Raw genomic sequence first — 21504 nt, forward strand, 5'->3', positions numbered from 1 at the left:
TCGCAATATTACCCATCCGACCGCCAGTATAAATTACCGGCGGGCGAATACTTTAGCACAAAGAGCGGAGAATCCCAATTCTCAGGATATTCTTAGTCTGCCTGTTTACGCAGGAAGGCTGGAATATCAAGATAGTCAGGCTCTTTGCTGGATGACGCTGGCTGGTCATTCACCACTTTCGCGGCCGGTTTCTGCTCCTGCGGCAGCGGCGCCATGCCGTGCTGCTGGTAGCGATGATCCATGACCGGCTGAGTCGCAGGCTTGTTGGTCACCAGAGTGATTTCCGGACGCTTGTCCATGCCGATACCGGTCGCCACCACGGTGACGCGCAGCTCGTCGTTCATCTCTGGATCCAGCGAAGTACCGATAACCACGGTCGCGTTGTCCGAGGCGAAGGCGCGGATGGTGTTACCCACGGTTTCGAACTCATCCAGGCGCAGGTCGAAGCCCGCCGTGATGTTGACCAGCACGCCACGCGCACCCGACAGATCGATATCTTCCAGCAGCGGGCTGGAGATCGCCATTTCGGCCGCTTCTTCAGCACGGTCTTCACCACAGGCAACGCCAGAACCCATCATCGCGTAACCCATTTCTGACATCACGGTACGCACGTCGGCGAAGTCGACGTTCATCAAACCCGGACGGGTAATCAGTTCTGCGATACCCTGCACCGCACCTTTCAGCACGTCGTTAGCCGCACCGAAGGCATCCAGCAGAGAGATACCACGGCCCAGCACTTTCAGCAGCTTGTCGTTAGGAATGGTGATCAGTGAATCAACATGCTTAGACAGCTCAGCGATACCCTGCTCAGCAAACGCCATGCGTTTTTTCCCTTCGAAGTTGAAGGGCTTCGTCACCACTGCAACCGTCAGGATACCTAAATCTTTGGCTACTTCAGCCACCACAGGAGCTGCACCGGTACCGGTACCGCCACCCATGCCCGCGGCGATAAACACCATGTCTGCCCCTTCCAGCGCAGAACGCAGTGCTTCGCGATCCTCTTCCGCCGAGGTACGGCCGACTTCCGGGTTAGCACCCGCACCGAGACCTTTGGTGATATTGGTCCCGATCTGAATCGTCTGGCCGACCGCCGTTTTACGCAACGCCTGCGCGTCGGTATTCACAGCGAAGAATTCCACACCTTCGATACGCTCGCGTACCATGTGCTCTACGGCGTTGCCACCGCCACCGCCGACGCCGATGACTTTAATCACCGCGTCATTGGTTAATTCCATAGGTTCAAACATGATTTCTCTCCGTTATGTGCCTGTCGCCTGGAGATCATAAACATTGCCTGATGATCTCCTTTTTCAAAAAATTAAAACTCTTTCTTCAGCCAGCTGTTGATGCGTTTAAACCAATTGCCCACTGAAGCACGTTTTTCCGTTTCTGCATCACCGTTCATGTGTGACTCTTTGCCGTAATGCAGCAGGCCAACCGCCGTCGAGTAGTACGGCTCCTGCGCATAATCCGTCAGGCCGGTGATGTTAAGCGGCTGACCGATGCGCACCTGGGTGTGGAACACCCGCTGTGCACAGGCCGCCAGACCTTCAATCTGCGCCGCACCGCCGGTCAGCACAATACCGGCTGCCAGATGGTGCTTCACGCCCTGCTGACGCAGTTGTTCCTGCAGTTGCAGAATCTCGTCGTTCACCAGATTCAGCAGTTCGGTGTAACGCGGCTCAATCACTTCTGCCAGCGTCTGGCGCTGCAGGCTGCGCGGCGGACGTCCACCCACGCTCGGCACCTCGACGTTTTCGTCTTTGCCGACAATCGAACCCAGCGCACAACCATGACGCACTTTAATCGCTTCGGCGTCGGTTGGCGGTGTGCCAAAGGCATAGGCGATATCGCTGGTCACCACGTTCCCGGCATAGGGAATCACTTTGGTATGACGCAGCGCGCCGCCGGTGTACACCGCGATATCCATTGTACCGCCACCGATGTCAACAACACAGACTCCCAGCTCACGTTCATCTTCGGTCAGCACCGAAAAACTGGATGCCAGTCCGGCAAAAATCAGTTGGTCAACTTTCAGGCCACAACGTTCAACGGCTTTCACGATATTTTTTGCCATATCGTTGTGGCAGGTGATGAGATGCACCTTGGCCTGCATACGCACGCCGGAAAGGCCAACCGGATTTTTGATGCCTTCCTGATAATCGATGGCGTATTCCTGTGGAATCACATGCAGAATACGATGTTCGTCGCGCACGCGAACGGATTTCGCCGTATGCACCACGTTTTCCACATCATCCTGAGTGACTTCCTCTTCGGAAATCGGAACCATCCCGATTTCGTTCTGACAACTAATATGTTTGCCCGATAAAGCAAGGTATACCGACGAAATCTGGCAGTCTGCCATCAATTCCGCCTGGTCGATGGCGCGCTGAACGCACTTCACCACCGACTCCAGATCGTTCACGCCGCCTTTGTCCATACCGCGGGACGGGCAGCTGCCGACGCCAATAATGTTGACCATACCATCGGGCAGAATTTCCCCAACCAGGGCGGCGACCTTCGCAGTGCCGATTTCAAGTCCTACTACCAGTTTTCTGTCCGTTGCCTTGATCATTGTGGTTTAGCCTGTGCCTGGTTTTGTTGCTGATTACTGTCCTGTGGCTCAATCGGTGCCGGTACCCAGCCTACTGCGGCGCCGGAGTCATAGCGTAGATCAACATAGCTGATACGGTGGTTCTGACTCTGGCCCTGCTGCTGCAACTCCGGATAGAGCTCAATAAAACGGTTCAGACGCTTCATGGTGTCGCTGCGCCCCAGTTCGATGCGCACATCGTCACTGGTCACCAGCTGCCACGAGCGCCGCGCCGTCATCGACGCGACCTTCAGGGTAAACTTACTGGCCCGCAGCACATCACTCATGGTGTGATAGCCAGCCAATACCTCTTTCTCACTGCCTTCCGGACCATACAGCATCGGCAACGTCTCTTTGCCGATGTGGCTGGCCGGGACGCTGAAGGAGACGCCATCGGCGTCCACCATGTGCGAGTCATTCCAGCGTGCCACCGGGACGTACTCCACCAGGTTTATCTTCAGCTCATCAGGCCACTGCTTGCGCACGCTAACCTGTTTAATCCACGGTAAACGCTCGATCTGCTGCTGGATAATGTCCACGTTCTGCGACATGAACGTTCCCGGCGCGCCGAGCGATAAAATCGCCTGACGAATATCATCGTGCGTGGTGTAGTGGGTTTCGCCCGTCACCACCAGCTTCGACAGCGGCAGACGCGACGCATCATTCATCCACTTCAGCACCACGAGGCCGCCAGCCACCATGATGCCCATCACCAGCAGCAGGAACACGATGCCAAACAGCCGTGCTCCGTTGCTCCGTCCGGAGCGCGCACGCTCCTGAGGTTCGCGATTTCTAACGCGCAGTGCCGCCTGAGACATATCAGTCAGCCAGCTCCAGAATGCGCGCCACCAGTTGCGGGAAGCTGTATCCCGCCTGCTTTGCCGCCATCGGCACCAGGCTGTGGCTGGTCATGCCAGGCGAGGTGTTCACTTCCAGCAGCTGGAAGTTGCCGTCGCCGTCGACCATCACATCAACCCGTCCCCAGCCGCTGCAGCCTAACGCGCGCCACGCGGCCAGCACTAATGTCTGCAGTTCCGCCTCTTTCTCCGCACTCAGGCCGCTCGGGCAGAAGTATTGAGTATCGTCAGAAATGTATTTTGCTTCATAGTCATAGAACTCGCTGGCGGTCTGAATTCTGATTGACGGCAGAATTTCGTCGCCGACGATGCCCACGGTGTATTCGGCGCCGCTGAGAAAAGCTTCCACCAGCACGTCATCATCATGGCGAAACGCCTCCTGCAGCGCGGCTGGCAGCGCTTCCGCCTGGTTCACGCGGCTGATGCCGACGCTGGAACCTTCACAGCTTGGCTTCACAAACAGCGGCAGTCCGAGCGCGTCAATCGACGCCTGCGCTGCAGCATCCAGCCCCTGCTCATACTGCTGGCGCGTCAGCCAGACAAATTTGCCCGCCGGCAATCCCCTGCCCTGCCACAGCAGTTTGCTGCGCAGTTTATCCATGGTGATGGCCGACGCCATGACGCCGCTGCCGGTGTAGGGCAGTTGCAGAAACTCCAGCAGCGCCTGCAGCGTGCCATCTTCGCCACCGCGACCGTGCAGTGCGATAAACGCTTTGGCAAAGCCCTGCTGCGGGAGGTCCAGCACTGAGACGTCACGGGTGTCGACACCGTGCGCATCAATGCCCATCTCGCGCAGTCCCGCCAGCACCGCGCTGCCGGACATCAGTGACACCTCGCGCTCGGCGGAGGTACCGCCCATCAATACCGCGACTTTCTCAGCCATGGCGCGCCTCCGTGTTCAGAGCCGGCTGCAGCTGAATCTCAGCCAGCTTGCGGGCAATTTTGCCGATGTTGCCGGCGCCCTGCACAATCACCAGATCGTCGCCGGACAGCAGCGGTGCCAGCGCATCCGGCAGCGCTTCGTGCTCGGAGACCAGAATCGGATCGACCTTGCCGCGATTGCGGATGGCACGGCACAGTGAACGGCTGTCCGCGCCCGGAATAGCGGCTTCGCCCGCCGGGTAGACATCCAGCATCAGTAACACATCCACCTGCGACAGCACATTGGCGAAATCATCGAACAGGTCGCGGGTGCGCGTATAGCGATGCGGCTGAAACACCATCACCAGCTTTTTCTCTGGCCAGCCGGCGCGCGCCGCTTTGATGGTGACATCCACTTCGGTCGGATGATGGCCATAATCGTCGACCAGCATCGCGCTGCCTGGCTTACCGTTAACGGCTGCGGTGTCAAACTCGCCCAGCACGTCGAAACGTCGACCGGTGCCCTGGAAACTCTCCAGCGCCGCCAGAATAGCGTTGTCGTCAATGCCCTCTTCGCTGGCAACCGCCACGGCTGCCGCGGCGTTCAGCGCGTTATGGCGACCCGGCGCATTCAGCGTCACGTGCAGCACCGGCTTGTCCTGACGAATCAGGGTGAAGTGGCCCTGCGCGCCGCGCTGTTCGTAGTTTTCGACCCGCACATCCGCATCGTCGCTGAAACCATAGGTGGTGACCTGACGGCCCACGCGCGGAATCAGATCGCGAATCACCACATCGTCCACGCACATCACCGCGCGCCCGTAAAACGGCAGGTTGTGCAGGAAGTTAATAAACGTCTGCTTCAGGTTCTCAAAATCGCCCTGATAGGTATCCATGTGATCCGCTTCGATGTTAGTGACAATCGCCACCATCGGTTGCAGATGCAGGAAAGACGCGTCGCTTTCGTCCGCTTCCGCAATCAGATAACGGCTGCTGCCGAGGCGCGCGTGCGTACCCGCCGCTTTAACCAGACCGCCATTGACGAACGTCGGATCGAGACCGCCTTCCGCATAAATACTGGTCACCATCGCAGTGGTGGTGGTTTTACCGTGCGTGCCGGCAATCGCGATGCCGTGACGGAAACGCATCAGCTCAGCCAGCATCTCCGCCCGGCGGATCACCGGGATACGCTGCTCACGCGCCGCCACCAGCTCCGGGTTGTCCTGCGCCACGGCGGTGGAAACCACGACGACGCTGGCGTCGGTAACATTTTCCGGGCGATGGTTGAAGTAAATGGTCGCGCCCAGCGAGGCCAGATGCTGCGTAACCGGATTGGGCGCCAGATCGGAGCCGCTAATGTGATAGCCTTCGTTCGCCAACACCTCGGCAATACCGCCCATGCCGGCACCGCCGATGCCGACAAAGTGGATGTGCCGGACGCGACGCATCTCGGGCACAATAGAACGCAGTTTTGCCAATTGTTGTGTATTCATCTGTCTCTGTTACCTGTTTTCCCGTTTGCACCTGCATTCAGATGCGGGCCAGTCAAACTGACCGGTTAACTTACTTCGCGACGCGCGCAACCTCTTGTGCCACCCGTTCGGTCGCATCAGGAATCGCGACCTGGCGGGCTTTTTCCGCCATCGCCAGCAGCGTGGCGCGATCCCAGTGGCGCAGCGTGTCTGCGACGGCCGCAGCAGTAAACTGCGGCTGCTCGAAAATTTTGGCCGCGCCGGCTTTTTCCAGCGGCAGCGCATTCCAGTACTGCTGACGATCTTTGTGCTGGAACGGCACGAAAATCGCCGGTAAACCTGCCGCCGCCACTTCACTGACGGTCAGCGCGCCGGAGCGGCACACCACCACATCGGCCCACGCATAGGCTTGCGCCATGTCATCGATGAACTCGGTGACCTTATGCTGCGGCTGGCCAGCGGCCTGATACGCCTGCTGCACGGTCTCCCGTGCGCCTTTGCCGGTCTGATGCCACAGCGTGATGGCGTCACCCAGTTCAGCGGCGACCTGCGGCACGATCTGATTGAGGATGCGCGCGCCCTGACTACCGCCAATCACCAGCACGCGAATCGGCCCGCTGCGGTGTGCCAGACGCTGCGCCGGAAGCGGCAGCGCCAGCACATCATTACGCACCGGGTTACCCACCACCTCAGCAGTGGGGAACGCGCCCGGAAAGGCCTGCATCACTGTGGTGGCGATCTTCGCCAGCCACTTGTTGGTCAGCCCGGCAATGCCGTTCTGCTCGTGCAGCACCACCGGGATGCCGCAACTCCATGCCGCAAGGCCGCCCGGCCCGGAAACATAACCGCCCATGCCCAGCACCACATCCGGCTGCCAGTTTTTCATGATGCGGCGCGCCTGGCGCCACGCATTGAAAATGCGCACCGGTGCCAGCAGCAGGGCCTTTACGCCTTTACCGCGCAGTCCGCTGATGCGAATGAAGTCGATATCAATGCCATGCTTTGGCACCAGATCGGCTTCCATCCGGTCTGCGGTTCCCAGCCAGCGCACCTGCCAGCCTTGTTCGATCAGATGATGCGCCACGGCCAGTCCGGGGAACACATGTCCGCCGGTACCCCCTGCCATGACCATCAGCCGTTTACCACTCATCGGGCACCTCGGGTAAACGCCTGGGCTTTTGCCAGACGTGTTTCATAATCTATGCGCAATAAAAACACGATGGCGGTCGACATAATGATCAGACTCGATCCACCGTAACTGATCAGCGGCAGCGTCAGGCCCTTGGTCGGCAGCATACCCGCCGCCGCACCAACATTAACCAGCGCCTGGAAGCTAAACCACACCCCAATGGAACAGGCGAGGAAGCCGGAAAAACGCTGGTCGATCTCCAGCGCGCGACGGCCAATCGACATTGCGCGAAAAGCGACGAAGAATACCATCAACAGCGCCAAAACCACACCGACATAACCCAACTCTTCACCGATAATTGAGAAGATAAAGTCGGTATGCGCTTCCGGCAGATACTCCAGTTTCTGCACCGAGTTGCCCAGGCCCTGTCCCCAGAACTCACCGCGGCCAAACGCCATCAGCGACTGGGTCAGCTGGTAGCCGCTGCCGAATGGATCTTCCCACGGGTTCCAGAAGGAGGTCACGCGGCGCATACGGTAAGGTTCCGCGATAATCAGCAGCACCACGGCGAAAATGCCCGAGCCGATAATCGCCAGGAACTGCCACAGTTTGGCGCCCGCCAGGAACAGCATCGCCAGCGTGGTAACAAACAGCACCACCACAGTGCCGAGGTCCGGCTGGGCCAGCAGCAGCACCGCCAGCACCACCATCACGCCCATCGGCTTACAGAAGCCCCAGAAGTTGTTCCGCACCTCTTCCACTTTGCGCACCAGATAACTGGCGAGATAGCAGAACAGCGACAGCTTGGATAACTCCGCCGGCTGAATACGCAGCGGCCCGAGCGCGATCCAGCGCGATGCGCCGTTAACCGAGCTACCGACCACCAGTACGATCAGCAGCATCGCCACCGAAGCCATCAGCATCGCGTTACTGTAGCGCTGCCAGAAATCCATCGGTACGCGCAGCGTCACTAACGCCATCCCCAGCGCCAGTGCGATATAAAAGGCATCTCGCTTGGCAAAGTAGAACGGATCGTCGTTAAGACGCTGTCCAACCGGCATCGACGCCGAGGTGACCATGACAAAACCGATAATCGCCAGGCCAAATGTCAGCCACAGCAGCGTGCGGTCATACAGCACCACCGGCGCGTCGTCGTTGTCGCGCGCGCCCATCACCCAATCACGCAGGCGCAGCGAAATAAAACTGGCGATACTGGCTCCGGGAATACGCATCAGCTCAGCTCCTTCGCCAGTTGCGCGAAGCGATCGCCACGCTGTTCAAAATTACGGAACTGGTCTAGGCTGGCGCACGCCGGTGACAGCAGCACCAGGTCGCCCGCCTGCACCTGCGCGGCAATCTGCGTCATCGCCTGTTCGAGCGTGTCGGTGCGCGTCGCCACTGCCGGACGCAGCGCGGCCAGCGCGTCGCCGTCGCGGCCAAAGCAGAACAGCCGCACGTTGTCGCCCTGCAGATAGCGCGCCAGCGGCGTAAAGTCCGCCCCTTTGCCATCGCCACCCAGCAGCAGCCACAGCGTGCCTTTCACCTGCAGGCCGTTAAGCGCGGCTTCGGTGCTGCCCACGTTGGTGGCTTTCGAATCATTAATCCAGCGCACGCCATGCGCTTCGTGCACCAGCTGGAAGCGATGCGGCAGGCCGCTGTAGGTGGTTAATGCTTTCAGGCTGGAGGCGCGCGGGATATTCACCGCATCGGCCAGCGCCAGCGCGGCCAGCGCATTGGTGTAATTGTGCTGCCCGACCAGCTTCATCTCGTCGGTATTAAGGACTTTCTCGCCCTTCACCCGCAGCCAGGTACTGCCCTGCTGCTGGTTGAGGTGATAATCGCCAACGTCGATGCCAAAGCTGACGCAGCGGCGATCGGCGCCGCGCACCGGCATGGTCATGCCATCGTCGGCATTCACCACGCAGATATCCGCGTTTTCATAGATGCGTAATTTAGCGGCGCGGTACTGCTGCATGCCGAGCGGATAGCGATCCATATGATCCTCAGTGACGTTGAGGATGGTTGTTGCCGCCGCTTTCAGGCTGTAGGTGGTTTCCAGCTGGAAGCTGGAGAGCTCCAGCACATACAGCTGCGCCGGCGATTTAAGCAGCGTCAGCGCCGGCAGCCCAATGTTGCCGCCTACGCCCACCTGCCAGCCCGCGGCGCGCGCCATTTCGCCCACCAGCGTGGTGACGGTACTTTTGCCATTGGAACCGGTGATCGCCACAATCGGCGCCTGAGCTTCACGGCAGAACAGTTCGATATCGCCGACAATTTCAATGCCGGCGTCAGCCGCTTCGCTCAGCGCCGGGTGCGCCAGCGCGATGCCCGGGCTGGCGATGATCAGATCGCATGCCAGCAGCCAGTCGCTGTTGATACCGCCAACGTGGCGCTCCACCTGCTCTGGCAGTTTGTCCAGCCCCGGCGGTGACACACGGGTATCCATCACGCGGGGCGTCACGCCCTGCGCGAGGAAGAAATCAACACAGGAAAGGCCGGTAATGCCTAATCCAATGATGACGACTTTTCTGCCCCGATAGTCAGCCATGATTAACGTACCTTGAGCGTTGCCAGGCCAATCAGCACCAGCATCAGCGAAATAATCCAGAAGCGCACGATCACGCGCGGCTCCGGCCAGCCTTTCAGTTCATAGTGGTGGTGAATCGGTGCCATGCGGAAAATACGCTGGCCGCGCAGCTTGAACGATCCCACCTGCAGAATCACCGACAGCGTCTCGACCACAAATACGCCGCCCATGATCACCAGCAAAAATTCCTGACGCAGCAGTACAGCCAGCGTACCCAGTGCGCCACCCAGCGCCAGCGAACCCACGTCGCCCATAAAGACCTGCGCCGGATAGGTGTTGAACCACAGGAAGCCGAGACCGGCCCCGACGATCGCGGTACAGACAATCACCAGCTCACCGGCGTGGCGCAGATACGGGATGTGCAGATACTCAGCGAATTTCACGTTACCGGTCGCCCAGGCCACCAGTGCAAATCCCGCCGCGACAAACACCGTTGGCATGATGGCCAAACCATCCAGACCGTCTGTCAGGTTGACCGCATTACCGGTTCCGACAATCACAAAGTAGGCCAGCACCACGTAGAACAGGCCGAGCTGCGGCATAACATCTTTAAAGAATGGCACCACCAGCTGTGTGGCAGGCGTATCTTTACCGGCAACGAACAGCGCGAACGCCACACCAAGCGAAATCACCGACATCCAGAAATATTTCCAGCGCGCGATCAGGCCCTTAGTGTCTTTACGCACCACTTTGCGATAGTCATCAACAAAGCCAATTACGCCAAAACCGACCAGCACCACCAGCACGCACCAGACGTAAGGATTGGACGGATAAGCCCACATCAGCACCGAAACCGTGATGGAGGTCAGAATCATGATGCCGCCCATGGTCGGCGTGCCGCGCTTGCTGAAGTGCGACTCCGGACCATCGTTACGTACCACCTGGCCAATCTGCAGTTTCTGCAGCCAGGCGATCAGGCGCGGGCCCATCCATAAAGAGATGAACAGAGCGGTCAGCAGGCTGACAATGGCGCGAAACGTCAGATAGGAAAAGACGTTAAAGCCGGAATAAAATGCGACCAGATGTTCGGCCAGCCAGACTAGCATGTTCCTTTCTCCTGTAAGCTCTGTACTACCTGCTCCATGGCGGCACTACGTGAACCTTTAACCAAAATAGTGATGTCCGCATGTTGGGACAGCAGCGTGCGTAAACGTTCAGTCAGTTCAGCTTTACTGGCGAAATGTTCGCCCCGGCCGCTGCTTTCACTAATCAAATGGCTGAACCTGCCGGTGCTCAGCACACAATCAATACCGGCGGCTTTCGCCGCTTCGCCCACCTGACGATGACAGGCTTCGGCTTCGTCGCCCAGCTCGCCCATGTCGCCGACCACCATGACGCGGAAGCCCGGCATATCGCCCAGCACCTGCGCAGCGGCGGTCATCGAACCAACGTTAGCGTTGTAGCTGTCATCCAGCAGCAGCTGATTACCGGCGAGGCGAATCGGGAACAGGCGCCCAGGAACGGGCTGTAAGGTTTTAAGGCCAGACTGGATAGCGGTTAACGGCGCGTCAACCGACAGCGCCAGCGCGGCAGCAGCCAGCGCATTAGCGATATTGTGCCGACCCGGCAGCGGCAGCTCGACGGCGATGTCACCGCGCGGCGTGTGCAGGGTAAACAGCGTGGCGTCAGCGCGCAGCACGATATCGCTGGCGCGGAACTCCGCGTCTGCCATCGGCTGCGGCGAAAAGCGCCACAGGGTTTTATCAGCAAACTGCGGCTGCCAGTTGGGCAGATCGTTGCTGTCAGCGTTGATGATTGCGGTGCCGTGTACCGGTAAGCCGCCAAAGATTTCGCCTTTGGCTTTTGCCACGCCCGCCAGTGAACCGAAGCCTTCCAGATGCGCCGCCGCCAGATTGTTAACCAGCGCGGTTTCCGGACGCACCAGATTGGTGGTGTAGGCGATTTCACCCTGATGATTCGCGCCCATTTCAATCACGGCATACGCGTGTTGCGGGGTAAGACGCAGCAGCGTCATCGGCACGCCGTAATCGTTGTTGAGATTACCGGCGGTATACAGCGTTTCACCGCACTGGCGCAGAATCGCCGCGGTCATCTCTTTCACGGAGGTTTTACCGGAGGAGCCGGTCAGCCCCACCACGCGCGCTTTCGCCTGCTGACGCACCCAGGCGCCGAGCTGACCAAAAGCGATACGCGTGTCAGCGACCACCACCTGCGGCACGTCAACCGCTAAACGACGGTTCACCAGCAGCGCCTGTGCGCCACTGGCGATAGCGTCGGCGGCAAAATCGTGCGCATCAAAACGTTCGCCCACCAGCGCGACAAACAGGCTGCCTGGGGTGACTTTACGGGTATCCGTGGTGACATCAGCGATAGTGAGATCGCTGCCGTGCAGTTGCCCACCGCTAATCTCTGCCAGGGTTTTCAGCGTAACCGGAATCATGCCATTACCCCCAGCAAACGGGCGACGGTGTCGCGGTCAGAGTAGTCAAGGCGGCGGTTGCCGATGATTTGATAATCTTCATGGCCTTTACCGGCCACCAGCACGATGTCGTCGGCGCTGGCCTGCATCACCGCATGGGTAACCGCCTGCGCTCGTCCTGCAATAACGCGTGCCCGGCCCGGATCGAGCAGGCCGGTGAGAATGTCGTTAACAATCGCCGTCGGCTCTTCGCTGCGCGGATTGTCATCGGTGATCACCACGATGTCGGCAAACTGTTCGGCAATCGCGCCCATCAGCGGACGTTTGCCTTTGTCACGGTCGCCACCGCAGCCAAATACGCACCACAGCTGGCCCTTGCAGTGCAGCCGGGCCGCTTCCAGCGCTTTTTCCAGCGCGTCAGGCGTATGTGCGTAATCCACCACTACCGTCGGCTTGTGCGCGGCGGTGAACACTTCCATACGACCGCACACCGGCTGCAGCTGGCTGGCACTGGCCACCAGCGTGTCGAGCGGATAATCCAGCGTCAGCAGTGTCGCCAGCGCCAGCAGCAGATTGCTGACGTTAAAGGCACCCATCAGGCGGCTGTCAAACTCGCCGTTGCCCCAGCTCGAACTGAACTGCACGTGTGCGCCGCCGTCGTGATAATCGATCGCTGTCGCCTGCAGCCAGCGGCCACGACAGCCGGGCTGCAGATTGTTGCCCAGCGTGACAGCCACGGCATCCGGTAATTTTTCCAGCCAGCGGCGGCCCACTTCATCATCAGCGTTGATGATGGCCTCGCCTACCTGATGCTCAGAGAACAGCAGCCACTTGGCCGATTCGTAGCCCTGCATGTCACCGTGATAATCAAGGTGATCGCGGCTCAGATTGGTAAATACCGCGGCGGCAAACGGCAGCGCGGCCACGCGATGCTGCACCAGACCATGCGAGGAGACTTCCATGGCGGCCACGGTGGCGCCCTGCCCGACCAGGTCGTGCAGAATATGCTGTACATCCACCGCCGAGCCGGTGGTGTTTTCACTCGGCACCAGCTGACCGTACAGGCCATTGCCCACCGTGCCCATCACCGCACCGGTTTCGCCCAGCAGGTTGGCCCACTGCGCAATCAGCTGCGTGGTGGTGGTTTTACCGTTAGTGCCGGTCACACCAATCAGCTTTAATTTTTCAGCCGGCTGCTGGTAGAAACGCCCGGCCAGCGCGGAGAGGCGCTGCGGCAGCTGAGCCAGATAGATAACCGGGACGCCGTGCATCTCGCGGATATCACCATCGCTGGCTTCGCCTTCAGCCTCGGCAATGACCGCCGCCACACCCTGGGCGATGGCCTGTGGAATAAATCGACGTCCATCAGCATGATGACCCGCCACGGCGATAAACAGATCGCCAGCAGCCGCAGCGCGGCTGTCCAGTGTCATGTCACGGAGTGGACGCGCCGGCGCGCCAGGCACCCACGGGGCCAGCAAGTCGCGCAGGTTACGATCTGTCACTTGATTCCTCACTTCTCTTATTCTTCACCAACTCGTTTTTATCCACCGTTGGCAGCGCATCCGGTTCAATGTTCATGGTGCGCAGCACACCGCCCATGATGGCGCCAAACACCGGTGCAGAAACCGCACCACCATAATATTTACCGGCCTGGGGATCGTTGATCACCACCACCAGCGCAAAACGCGGGCGACTGGCAGGCGCAACGCCCGCGGTGTAAGCAATGTATTTATTGACGTAGCGTCCGTCCGGCCCGACTTTTTTCGCGGTACCGGTTTTGATCGCGATGCGATAGCCCTTGATGGCGGCTTTAACGCCACCGCCACCCGGCAGCGCCACGCTTTCCATCATGTGCATCACGGTTTTCACCAGGTCTTCCGGGAAAACGCGCTCGCCCGCCACCGGCGGGTCAACTTTGGTAATCGACAGCGGGCGGTTGATGCCGTAGCTGCCAATGGTTGCGTAGACTCGCGCTAACTGTAACGGCGTTACCATTAGCCCGTAGCCGAAAGAGAAGGTGGCCCTCTCTATGTCAGACCACCGTTGTTTTTGAGGGTATAAGCCACTACTTTCCCCGACCAGCCCCAAATTGGTCGGTTTACCCAGGCCAAAGCGCGCGTAAGTTTCTACCAGCGCTGAGGAGGGCATCGCTAACGCGAGGCGCGAAACCCCGACGTTACTCGACTTCTGCAGAACCCCGGTAAGGGTTAATTCGTTATAGCGCGCCACGTCTTTGATCTCATGACCATTGACGCGATACGGCACAGTATTCAGAACGCTGTTCTCTTTCACCACGCCGCGCTGCAGTGCGGTCATCACCACCATTGGCTTCACGGTGGAACCTGGCTCGAAGATGTCGGTAATAGCGCGGTTACGCATGACGTCTTTCGGCGTGTTGCTGAGATTATTGGGGTTGTAAGCCGGGCTGTTGGCCATCGCCAGCACTTCGCCGGTGTTCACGTCCACCAGCACCGCAGTGCCCGATTCGGCTTTGTTGAAGGCAACAGCATTGTTCAGTTCGCGGTACACCAGCGCCTGCAGGCGCTCGTCGATGCTCAGCGTCAGGTTGTGCGCGGCGCGGCTATCGACCGAGGAGATATCCTCAATCACCCGCCCGTAGCGGTCTTTGCGCACGGTACGTTCGCCCGGCTCACCGGTCAGCCATTTATCGAAGCTCTTCTCGATGCCTTCAATGCCCTGGCCGTCAATGTTGGTGAAGCCAATCAGGTGGGCAGTGACCTGGCCGGCCGGATAGTAGCGGCGCGACTCCTGACGCAGGTAAATACCGGGCAGCTTGAGCTTTTTCACGTATTCGCCAATCGCCGGGTTAACCTGACGGGCGAGGTAAATAAAGCGCCCTTTTGGGTTGGCGTTGACGCGCGCCGCCAGCTGATCCAGCGGGATCGACAGCGCATCCGACAGCGCTTTCCAGCGACTATCGACGGTGACGCCGCCGTGCTCGGTCAGCTCTTTGGGATCGGCCCAGATGGCGTTAACCGGCACGCTTACCGCCAGCGGGCGTCCGGCGCGATCGCTGATCATGCCGCGCGCGGTAGGCACTTCCTGCACGCGCAGCGAACGTAAATCGCCTTCCTTCACCAGCTTATCCGGGCTGATGACCTGCAGCCACGCCACGCGCGACAGCAATCCGCCCAGCGCCAGAAGGATACAGCCGCACAGCAACGCAAAACGCCAGCTTACAAAGCTGGCCTTATCTTCCTGTTTTCTTAACTTCAGCGTTTTGCCTGCGCCGCTCATTGAGGTCTGCGATTCCTTATTTCTGCACCACAATATTTTCCTGTGAAGGATCAACATGCTGCAACTGCAGCTTATCGGTTGCTATCCGTTCTACCCGGCTGTGATCGCCCAGCGCATTCTCTTCGAGGATCAGGTTGCGCCATTCGATATCCAGCGCATCACGCTCCAGCACCAGCTGCTCACGCTGCGCCGTCAGCAAACGGGTCTTATGCGTGGTGGTCACCACCAGCACCGAAGAAACCAGCACGGCGATCAGCAGCAGCAGCGGGATCTTGCCAAAACGCAGCAGATCGCCACCAATGACGCCGGGCAGGCTGTGACGCTCATTGCCAATCACGATGCGGTTCTCTCAGCGATACGCAGGACCGAACTGCGCGCGCGCGGGTTGTCTTTGACTTCGGCTTCGCCAGGAATCAGCTTGCCGAGGGTTTTCAGTTCACGTCCGCCCAGCGCTTTCAGCTGGCTCTCGGTCATCGGAATCCCGGCCGGCACCTGCGGTCCGCGGCTCTGGTCACGCATAAAGCGCTTCACCAGCCGATCCTCCAGCGAGTGGAAGCTGATGATGGATAAACGCCCGCCCGGTGCCAGCACCGTTAATGCCCCTTTCAGCGCGATATCGATCTCTTCCAGCTCACTGTTGATCCAGATGCGTATCGCCTGGAAGCTGCGCGTCGCCGGATGCTTAAACTTATCTTTTACCGGCGTTGCCGCCGCAATCAGATCGGCCAGCTCTTTGGTGCGCGTCATCGGCTGTTCCCGGTTGCGCTCGACAATGGCGCGGGCGATGCGTTTTGCGAAGCGCTCTTCACCGTAGGTTTTCAGCACAAACGCAATGTCTGCCTCTTCCGCGCTCTGCAACCACTCGGCTGCCGACTGACCGCGCGTCGGATCCATACGCATATCCAGCGGCCCGTCGCGCATAAAGGAGAAACCGCGCTCGGCGTCATCCAGCTGAGGCGAAGAGACGCCCAAATCCAGCAGTACGCCGTCGATTTTTCCGGTCAGCCCGCGCTCTTCGACATACTCAGCCAGCGCTGAAAACGGCCCGTGCACAATCGAGAAACGTGGATCTTTTATCTCAGCGGCTGCGGCTATGGCTTGCGGATCGCGGTCGATCGCCAGTAACTGTCCGTGCGCGCCAAGCTGCGACAGGATCAGGCGTGAGTGACCGCCGCGACCAAAGGTGCCGTCAATATAAATGCCGTCTTCCCTGATATTAAGGCCGTTAACCGCCTCATCCAGCAGCACCGTGGTGTGTTTAAAATTTTCCTGCATAGCTATAGCGACAAGTCCTGCAACCGCTCAGATAAAGGCTCCTGAGCTGACTGTTCTGCGTCAATATCGTCCTTAACTTGTTGATACCAGGTCTGTTCATCCCACAGCTCAAACTTGTTGAACTGTCCAACCAGCATCACTTCTTTGGTCAGGCTCGCATGCTGGCGCAACGTATTCGCCAGCAGTAAACGGCCTGCGTTATCCATCTGGCACTCGCTGGCATGTCCTAACAGCAGACGCTGCACGCGACGCTCGTTCGGATTCATACTGGATAACCGGGCCAGTTTTTTTTCAATAATTTCCCATTCGGGCAGGGTATAAAGCAGCAGGCAGGGCTGATGGAGGTCAATGGTGCAAACCATTTGACCCTGAGACTCTGCGAGCAGCAATTCGCGATAACGCGTCGGCACCGCCAGGCGCCCTTTGCTGTCGAGATTGACTAACGTTGCTCCACGGAACATGCCAGCCCTACCCCTCAGTTACCCGTTTTCACCACTTTATCCCACTTTTTACCACGAAACGAGTTTACGGAGCCGATGAAATCCTTGTCAAGCCGCAACGGCAAGTGAATATCACTCTTTACACCGAATGAAATTAACCGGAGAGAAGAATAAGAGGAGAATGAATGGTCAATTTAAAATTAACCTGATGAATAACAGTATAAAAAAAATTTGCGTCAGATTTATCGGTGAAAATTAGCGCAATTTTACCGCTGCGATTATTCTGCCCCAATCTGCGACGGCGGCGGCATTTTAGGGGATTTCTGAAAGGAAGCCCAGCACCATCGCGTCAGCTCTGCTATGCGCGATTGCTGAAGATGTAAACAAATAAGAAAATCCAGCGCCGATAATTCGTTAGCCAGGGCGATGATAATTTACGCTTTTTTACGCCCGTGTGCGTCTGGTTAAATAGGGATGAGATAAATTAGCGCGGGCGACGTCTCGCCCGACGCTTCATTTAGCGCGACGACTTAATTGTCCGCGGCGGAATAAATTACGGCGGATACGGGTTAAACCTGGCTTCGGTTTGCGTGGCTCATCCAGCGAAGCCAGCACCAGCTCCAGCACACGCTCAGCAACATCGCGATGGCGCTGCCCTACCGCCAGCACCGGGCACTCCAGAAAGTCTAATAATTCGTGGTCGCCGAAAGTTGCAATAGCCAGGTCAGTTGGCAAGCGGCCGTCACGCTTCAGCGTCACGTCCATCACCCCCTGCAACAGGCCAAACGAGGTGGTAAACAGCGCTTCGGGCATCGCGTGGTCTTCAAGGTATTTTTCAAACAGCGTCGCCGCAGCGGCGCGGTCAAAGCTGTTGCAATAGATGAAATCGATCGGGCGCTCATCGCCCTGCCACGCCTCGCGGAACCCCATTTCACGCAGGAAGCTGACCGACAGCTCCGGCAGCGCGCCGAGAAACAGCACGTTTTTCACCGGCAGCTGACGCAATTCAGCCGCCAGCGCCTGCGCGTCATCCTGATCGGCACCGACCACGCTGGTGAAGTGTTCACGATCCAGCGCGCGGTCCAGCGCGATAATCGGCAGCGGATCGTTGACCCAGCGCTGATAGAACGGATGTTCCGGCGGCAGCGATGTGGAGACGATGATCGCATCAACCTGACGCTGCAGCAGATGCTCAATGCAGCGCATTTCGTTATCCGGCTGATCTTCGGAACAGGCAATCAGCAGCTGATAGCCGCGCTGACGCGCCTGGCGTTCAAGATAGTTGGCGATGCGGGTATAACTGGTGTTTTCCAGATCGGGGATCACCAGACCAATCGAACGGGTGCGTCCGGCGCGCAGGCCCGCAGCCACCGCGTTGGGGTGATAGTTGTACTCACGCACCACCGCCATGACTTTCTCAACGGTTTTGTCGCTGACACGATACTGCCGCGCTTTGCCATTGATGACATAGCTCGCCGTGGTGCGCGACACGCCCGCCAGGCGCGCAATTTCATCCAGTTTCACGATGACACCTTAATTCTGATAAGCCAGGGCTGGCGAAAATGTCCGCAGAGTAGCTAAGGGTAAAACATTTGTAACATCTAACCGCAGAACAGTACGCTGAGCAACCGCTTTTCATGCACAAGCGGCCGAAGCGCATAAAATAAAAAAACCCGGCATTCCGCCGGGTTAGCTCGAAAACCGATGATAACTTTGCGGTATTAACGCATTACGCGATCGCCGCGTGATACCCCGACGATGCCGGAACGCGCCACTTCAACGATTTCCGCCACTTCACGCACGGTGTTGAGGAACGCGTCGAGTTTATCGCTGGTGCCGGCCAGCTGAACCGTGTACAGCGTCGGCGTCACATCAATGATCTGCCCACGGAAAATTTCCGCGCTGCGTTTTACCTCTTCGCGACCGTACCCGCTGGCCTGAATCTTCACCAGCATGATTTCACGCTCGACGTAAGCGCCCTGCCCCAGTTCGCTGACGCGCAACACGTCCACCAGCTTGTGCAGCTGCTTTTCGATCTGCTCCAGCACTTTCTGGTCGCCCACGGTCTGAATGGTCATACGCGACAGGGTAGGATCGTCGGTCGGCGCGACGGTCAGGCTCTCAATGTTATAGCCGCGCTGGGAAAACAGCCCCACCACGCGCGACAATGCGCCGGATTCGTTCTCCAGCAGAACTGATAAAATACGACGCATAATTAAGTCCTCTCCGTTTTGCTCAACCACATCTCATCCATCGCGCCACCGCGAATCTGCATCGGGTAGACGTGCTCGCTGCCGTCCACCGTGACATCCACAAACACCAGACGCCCTTTCGCCAGCGTATCGAGCGCCAGCTGCAGCTTCTCTTCCAGCTCAGCCGGATGCTGAATCGCGATGCCCACGTGGCCATAGGCTTCCGCCAGGCGCACGAAGTCCGGCAGCGACTCCATATAAGATTGTGAATGGCGGCCGGAGTAAATCATGTCCTGCCACTGTTTCACCATGCCGAGGAAGCGGTTGTTCAGGTTCAGCACCAGCACCGGCAGGTCATACTGCAGCGCGGTCGACAGCTCCTGAATATTCATCTGAATACTGCCGTCGCCGGTTACGCAAATCACGGTTTCCTGCGGCAGCGCCATCTTCACGCCGAGTGCCGCCGGCAGGCCAAAGCCCATGGTGCCGAGGCCGCCGGAGTTGATCCAGCGACGCGGTTTATCGAACTGATAGTAAAGCGCGGCGAACATCTGGTGCTGGCCGACGTCCGAGGTCACATACGCTTCGCCGTGCGTCAGACGACAAATGGTTTCGATCACCGCCTGCGGTTTGATTTTGTCGCTGTTACGGTCAAATTCCAGGCATTTGCGGCTGCGCCAGCCTTCAATGCTCTGCCACCAGTCACGCAGGCTATCGAGCTCCTGCTTCGCCTCGCTCTGCGCCAGCAGCTCCAGCATCTGCGTCAGCGTCTGTCTGGCATCGCCGACAATCGGAATATCGGCGCTGACGGTTTTGGAGATCGAGGTCGGATCGACGTCAATGTGCATCACGGTGGCATTCGGGCAATACTTCGCCAGATTGTTGGTGGTGCGGTCGTCAAAGCGTACGCCGATACCAAAGATCAGATCGGCGTTGTGCATGGTCATGTTGGCTTCATAGGTGCCGTGCATACCGAGCATGCCCACACACTGACGATGCGTGCCCGGGAACGCGCCCAGCCCCATCAGCGAGGTGGTGACCGGAATATTCAGCTGCTCTGCCAGCTGCAGCAGTTCCGCCTCGCAGCCTGAAGTAATGGCCCCGCCGCCGACGTAAATTACCGGCTTGTGCGCCGCCAGCAGCGTCTGCAGCGCGCGCTTGATCTGGCCTTTGTGGCCCTGCAGCGTCGGATTGTAAGAGCGCATGCTGACAGTTTCCGGCCACACGTAAGGCAGCTTGTTGGCCGGATTCAGAATATCTTTTGGCAGATCGATCACCACCGGCCCCGGACGACCGCTGGCCGCCAGCCAGAAGGCTTTTTTCAGCACTGTCGGAATCTCTTCGGTGCTTTTCACCAGGAAGCTGTGCTTCACCACCGGACGCGAAATCCCCACCATGTCGCACTCCTGGAAGGCGTCATAGCCAATCAGCGAGGACGGCACCTGACCGGAGAGGATCACCAGCGGAATGGAATCCATATAAGCGGTCGCAATACCGGTGATAGCGTTGGTGGCGCCAGGACCTGAGGTGACCAGCACCACGCCGACTTCGCCGGTCGCGCGCGCCAGGCCATCCGCCATATGTACGGCGCCCTGCTCGTGGCGCACCAGCACGTGGTCAATACCACCGACCGTTTGCAGCGCATCATAAATATCGAGCACCGCACCGCCCGGATAACCGAATACCTGCTTAACGCCCTGATCGATTAACGAACGGACGACCATTTCGGCTCCTGACAACATCTCCATTTTCTGCCTCCAGGCTTGAGAGCCAGCTGCGCCAGCAAACGCTATCCTGCGTGCCGCTCGCATCTGTCCCTTTATTGCCAATTAAGATCAAAACCTTATGTTTATGCTCAGAAGACGCCATTCATTTCGTCTTCCAGGTACAGGGAATCTACCTGCGTGGATTCTTTTGAGAGTAGGTCGATTACCATAACCGCAGAAAACCCGGCCTGCAAACGTCATAAGGCGGCACGGCGCTGTCAGTGGCAAAAAAGGCACTGATGCGTGATTATCGCCCGGGAGGAATAAACTAATGCGATGGCATATGGACAGAGGAAAATGCTGGTTTGCAGATTATTTACAGCGTGTTGTAAGAAATATGATTTTCATATTGCCAGCGTGTTTAGCCCACAATTTTTTCCGTTACCGCGTTTCTGGCGTGATTAACTCTTAAGTCTCTCTTCCACATCACAATCTGCTAAGCAACAAGCTTTATCTTGTTTTTCCACCTGACGAATAAGCCTTAATAAAAACATATAATTCAGCAACTTAAAATTATTCGCCTTTTTTAAAAGATTTTTTAAAGTGGCATAACGCGCTAAGCCACCGTTAATTAATGGCAATGCTCTGCGATGACCGATAATCCCAGCACATCGCCCTTTTCCGGCCAGAGAAATACCCTTTCACTTAGGGTTGACATCGCCAGGCGAATCCAGTACCAATATGTGCAGCACTC

At 58.3% G+C, this 21504-nt stretch carries 18 protein-coding genes; all 18 read right to left on the reverse strand.

The window, feature by feature from the left end; genetic code table 11:
• Positions 1 to 92: 92 nt before the first annotated feature.
• Positions 93 to 1247, reverse strand: a complete 1155-nt coding sequence (ftsZ, locus tag F3J41_RS11710) for a cell division protein FtsZ (protein WP_021507556.1) — start codon at positions 1245 to 1247, stop codon at positions 93 to 95.
• 71 nt (positions 1248 to 1318) lie between these two features.
• A complete protein-coding gene (ftsA, locus tag F3J41_RS11715) occupies positions 1319 to 2575 on the reverse strand; it encodes a cell division protein FtsA (protein WP_013507861.1) in 1257 nt (418 codons plus the stop codon).
• Positions 2572 to 3411 (reverse strand): cell division protein FtsQ, encoded by an 840-nt coding sequence (gene ftsQ / locus F3J41_RS11720; protein ID WP_104094005.1) that lies wholly within the window; start codon positions 3409 to 3411, stop codon positions 2572 to 2574. Before ftsQ ends, ftsA begins: the two co-directional genes overlap by 4 nt.
• Position 3412: 1 nt before the next feature.
• Entirely contained in the window at positions 3413 to 4333 is a 921-nt protein-coding gene (locus F3J41_RS11725) for a D-alanine--D-alanine ligase (RefSeq protein WP_088516651.1), read from the reverse strand.
• A complete protein-coding gene (gene murC, locus F3J41_RS11730) occupies positions 4326 to 5801 on the reverse strand; it encodes a UDP-N-acetylmuramate--L-alanine ligase (RefSeq protein WP_031279704.1) in 1476 nt (491 codons plus the stop codon). The genes F3J41_RS11725 and murC overlap by 8 nt, the downstream gene beginning before the upstream one ends.
• A gap of 70 nt (positions 5802 to 5871) precedes the next feature.
• A complete protein-coding gene (gene murG / locus F3J41_RS11735; RefSeq protein WP_059010288.1) occupies positions 5872 to 6930 on the reverse strand; it encodes an undecaprenyldiphospho-muramoylpentapeptide beta-N-acetylglucosaminyltransferase in 1059 nt (352 codons plus the stop codon).
• Positions 6927 to 8141 carry a cell division protein FtsW gene (gene ftsW, locus F3J41_RS11740; protein ID WP_021507561.1) on the reverse strand — a complete coding sequence of 405 codons (1215 nt, stop codon included), beginning with the start codon at positions 8139 to 8141 and terminating at the stop codon, positions 6927 to 6929. The genes murG and ftsW overlap by 4 nt, the downstream gene beginning before the upstream one ends.
• Positions 8141 to 9457 carry a UDP-N-acetylmuramoyl-L-alanine--D-glutamate ligase gene (gene murD, locus F3J41_RS11745; RefSeq protein ID WP_166711226.1) on the reverse strand — a complete coding sequence of 439 codons (1317 nt, stop codon included), beginning with the start codon at positions 9455 to 9457 and terminating at the stop codon, positions 8141 to 8143. Before murD ends, ftsW begins: the two co-directional genes overlap by 1 nt.
• A 2-nt stretch (positions 9458 to 9459) precedes the next feature.
• Positions 9460 to 10542 carry a phospho-N-acetylmuramoyl-pentapeptide-transferase gene (gene mraY / locus F3J41_RS11750; RefSeq protein WP_150059249.1) on the reverse strand — a complete coding sequence of 361 codons (1083 nt, stop codon included), beginning with the start codon at positions 10540 to 10542 and terminating at the stop codon, positions 9460 to 9462.
• Positions 10536 to 11897 carry a UDP-N-acetylmuramoyl-tripeptide--D-alanyl-D-alanine ligase gene (gene murF, locus F3J41_RS11755; RefSeq protein ID WP_058770623.1) on the reverse strand — a complete coding sequence of 454 codons (1362 nt, stop codon included), beginning with the start codon at positions 11895 to 11897 and terminating at the stop codon, positions 10536 to 10538. Before murF ends, mraY begins: the two co-directional genes overlap by 7 nt.
• Complete coding sequence (gene murE, locus F3J41_RS11760; protein WP_058780438.1) at positions 11894 to 13381, reverse strand: UDP-N-acetylmuramoyl-L-alanyl-D-glutamate--2,6-diaminopimelate ligase; 1488 nt, start codon at positions 13379 to 13381, stop codon at positions 11894 to 11896. The genes murF and murE overlap by 4 nt, the downstream gene beginning before the upstream one ends.
• Positions 13368 to 15137, reverse strand: a complete 1770-nt coding sequence (locus F3J41_RS11765; RefSeq protein WP_021507566.1) for a peptidoglycan glycosyltransferase FtsI — start codon at positions 15135 to 15137, stop codon at positions 13368 to 13370. The genes murE and F3J41_RS11765 overlap by 14 nt, the downstream gene beginning before the upstream one ends.
• Before the next feature lie 16 nt (positions 15138 to 15153).
• Positions 15154 to 15474: a cell division protein FtsL gene (gene ftsL, locus F3J41_RS11770; RefSeq protein WP_021507567.1), complete on the reverse strand. Its 321-nt coding sequence runs from the start codon at positions 15472 to 15474 to the stop codon at positions 15154 to 15156.
• A complete protein-coding gene (gene rsmH, locus F3J41_RS11775) occupies positions 15471 to 16412 on the reverse strand; it encodes a 16S rRNA (cytosine(1402)-N(4))-methyltransferase RsmH (protein WP_021507568.1) in 942 nt (313 codons plus the stop codon). Before rsmH ends, ftsL begins: the two co-directional genes overlap by 4 nt.
• Before the next feature lie 2 nt (positions 16413 to 16414).
• A complete protein-coding gene (gene mraZ, locus F3J41_RS11780; protein ID WP_021507569.1) occupies positions 16415 to 16873 on the reverse strand; it encodes a division/cell wall cluster transcriptional repressor MraZ in 459 nt (152 codons plus the stop codon).
• 492 nt (positions 16874 to 17365) lie between these two features.
• Positions 17366 to 18376 carry a catabolite repressor/activator gene (gene cra, locus F3J41_RS11785; RefSeq protein WP_010615604.1) on the reverse strand — a complete coding sequence of 337 codons (1011 nt, stop codon included), beginning with the start codon at positions 18374 to 18376 and terminating at the stop codon, positions 17366 to 17368.
• A gap of 197 nt (positions 18377 to 18573) precedes the next feature.
• Complete coding sequence (gene ilvN / locus F3J41_RS11790; RefSeq protein WP_010615603.1) at positions 18574 to 19065, reverse strand: acetolactate synthase small subunit; 492 nt, start codon at positions 19063 to 19065, stop codon at positions 18574 to 18576.
• 2 nt (positions 19066 to 19067) lie between these two features.
• Entirely contained in the window at positions 19068 to 20792 is a 1725-nt protein-coding gene (ilvI, locus tag F3J41_RS11795) for an acetolactate synthase 3 large subunit (protein ID WP_166711228.1), read from the reverse strand.
• Positions 20793 to 21504 lie beyond the last annotated feature (712 nt).

The organism is Pantoea sp. Ap-870, assembly GCF_011752515.1.
Classification (GTDB): Bacteria; Pseudomonadota; Gammaproteobacteria; order Enterobacterales; family Enterobacteriaceae; genus Pantoea; species Pantoea dispersa.

Coding starts and splice junctions, on each gene's coding strand:
- ftsZ (WP_021507556.1), bottom strand. CDS start 1,247: ATGTTTGAACCTATGGAATTAACCAATGACGCGGTGATTAAAGTCATC.
- ftsA (WP_013507861.1), bottom strand. CDS start 2,575: ATGATCAAGGCAACGGACAGAAAACTGGTAGTAGGACTTGAAATCGGC.
- ftsQ (WP_104094005.1), bottom strand. CDS start 3,411: ATGTCTCAGGCGGCACTGCGCGTTAGAAATCGCGAACCTCAGGAGCGT.
- F3J41_RS11725 (WP_088516651.1), bottom strand. CDS start 4,333: ATGGCTGAGAAAGTCGCGGTATTGATGGGCGGTACCTCCGCCGAGCGC.
- murC (WP_031279704.1), bottom strand. CDS start 5,801: ATGAATACACAACAATTGGCAAAACTGCGTTCTATTGTGCCCGAGATG.
- murG (WP_059010288.1), bottom strand. CDS start 6,930: ATGAGTGGTAAACGGCTGATGGTCATGGCAGGGGGTACCGGCGGACAT.
- ftsW (WP_021507561.1), bottom strand. CDS start 8,141: ATGCGTATTCCCGGAGCCAGTATCGCCAGTTTTATTTCGCTGCGCCTG.
- murD (WP_166711226.1), bottom strand. CDS start 9,457: ATGGCTGACTATCGGGGCAGAAAAGTCGTCATCATTGGATTAGGCATT.
- mraY (WP_150059249.1), bottom strand. CDS start 10,542: ATGCTAGTCTGGCTGGCCGAACATCTGGTCGCATTTTATTCCGGCTTT.
- murF (WP_058770623.1), bottom strand. CDS start 11,897: ATGATTCCGGTTACGCTGAAAACCCTGGCAGAGATTAGCGGTGGGCAA.
- F3J41_RS11765 (WP_021507566.1), bottom strand. CDS start 15,137: ATGAGCGGCGCAGGCAAAACGCTGAAGTTAAGAAAACAGGAAGATAAG.
- rsmH (WP_021507568.1), bottom strand. CDS start 16,412: ATGCAGGAAAATTTTAAACACACCACGGTGCTGCTGGATGAGGCGGTT.
- mraZ (WP_021507569.1), bottom strand. CDS start 16,873: ATGTTCCGTGGAGCAACGTTAGTCAATCTCGACAGCAAAGGGCGCCTG.
- ilvN (WP_010615603.1), bottom strand. CDS start 19,065: ATGCGTCGTATTTTATCAGTTCTGCTGGAGAACGAATCCGGCGCATTG.
- ilvI (WP_166711228.1), bottom strand. CDS start 20,792: ATGGAGATGTTGTCAGGAGCCGAAATGGTCGTCCGTTCGTTAATCGAT.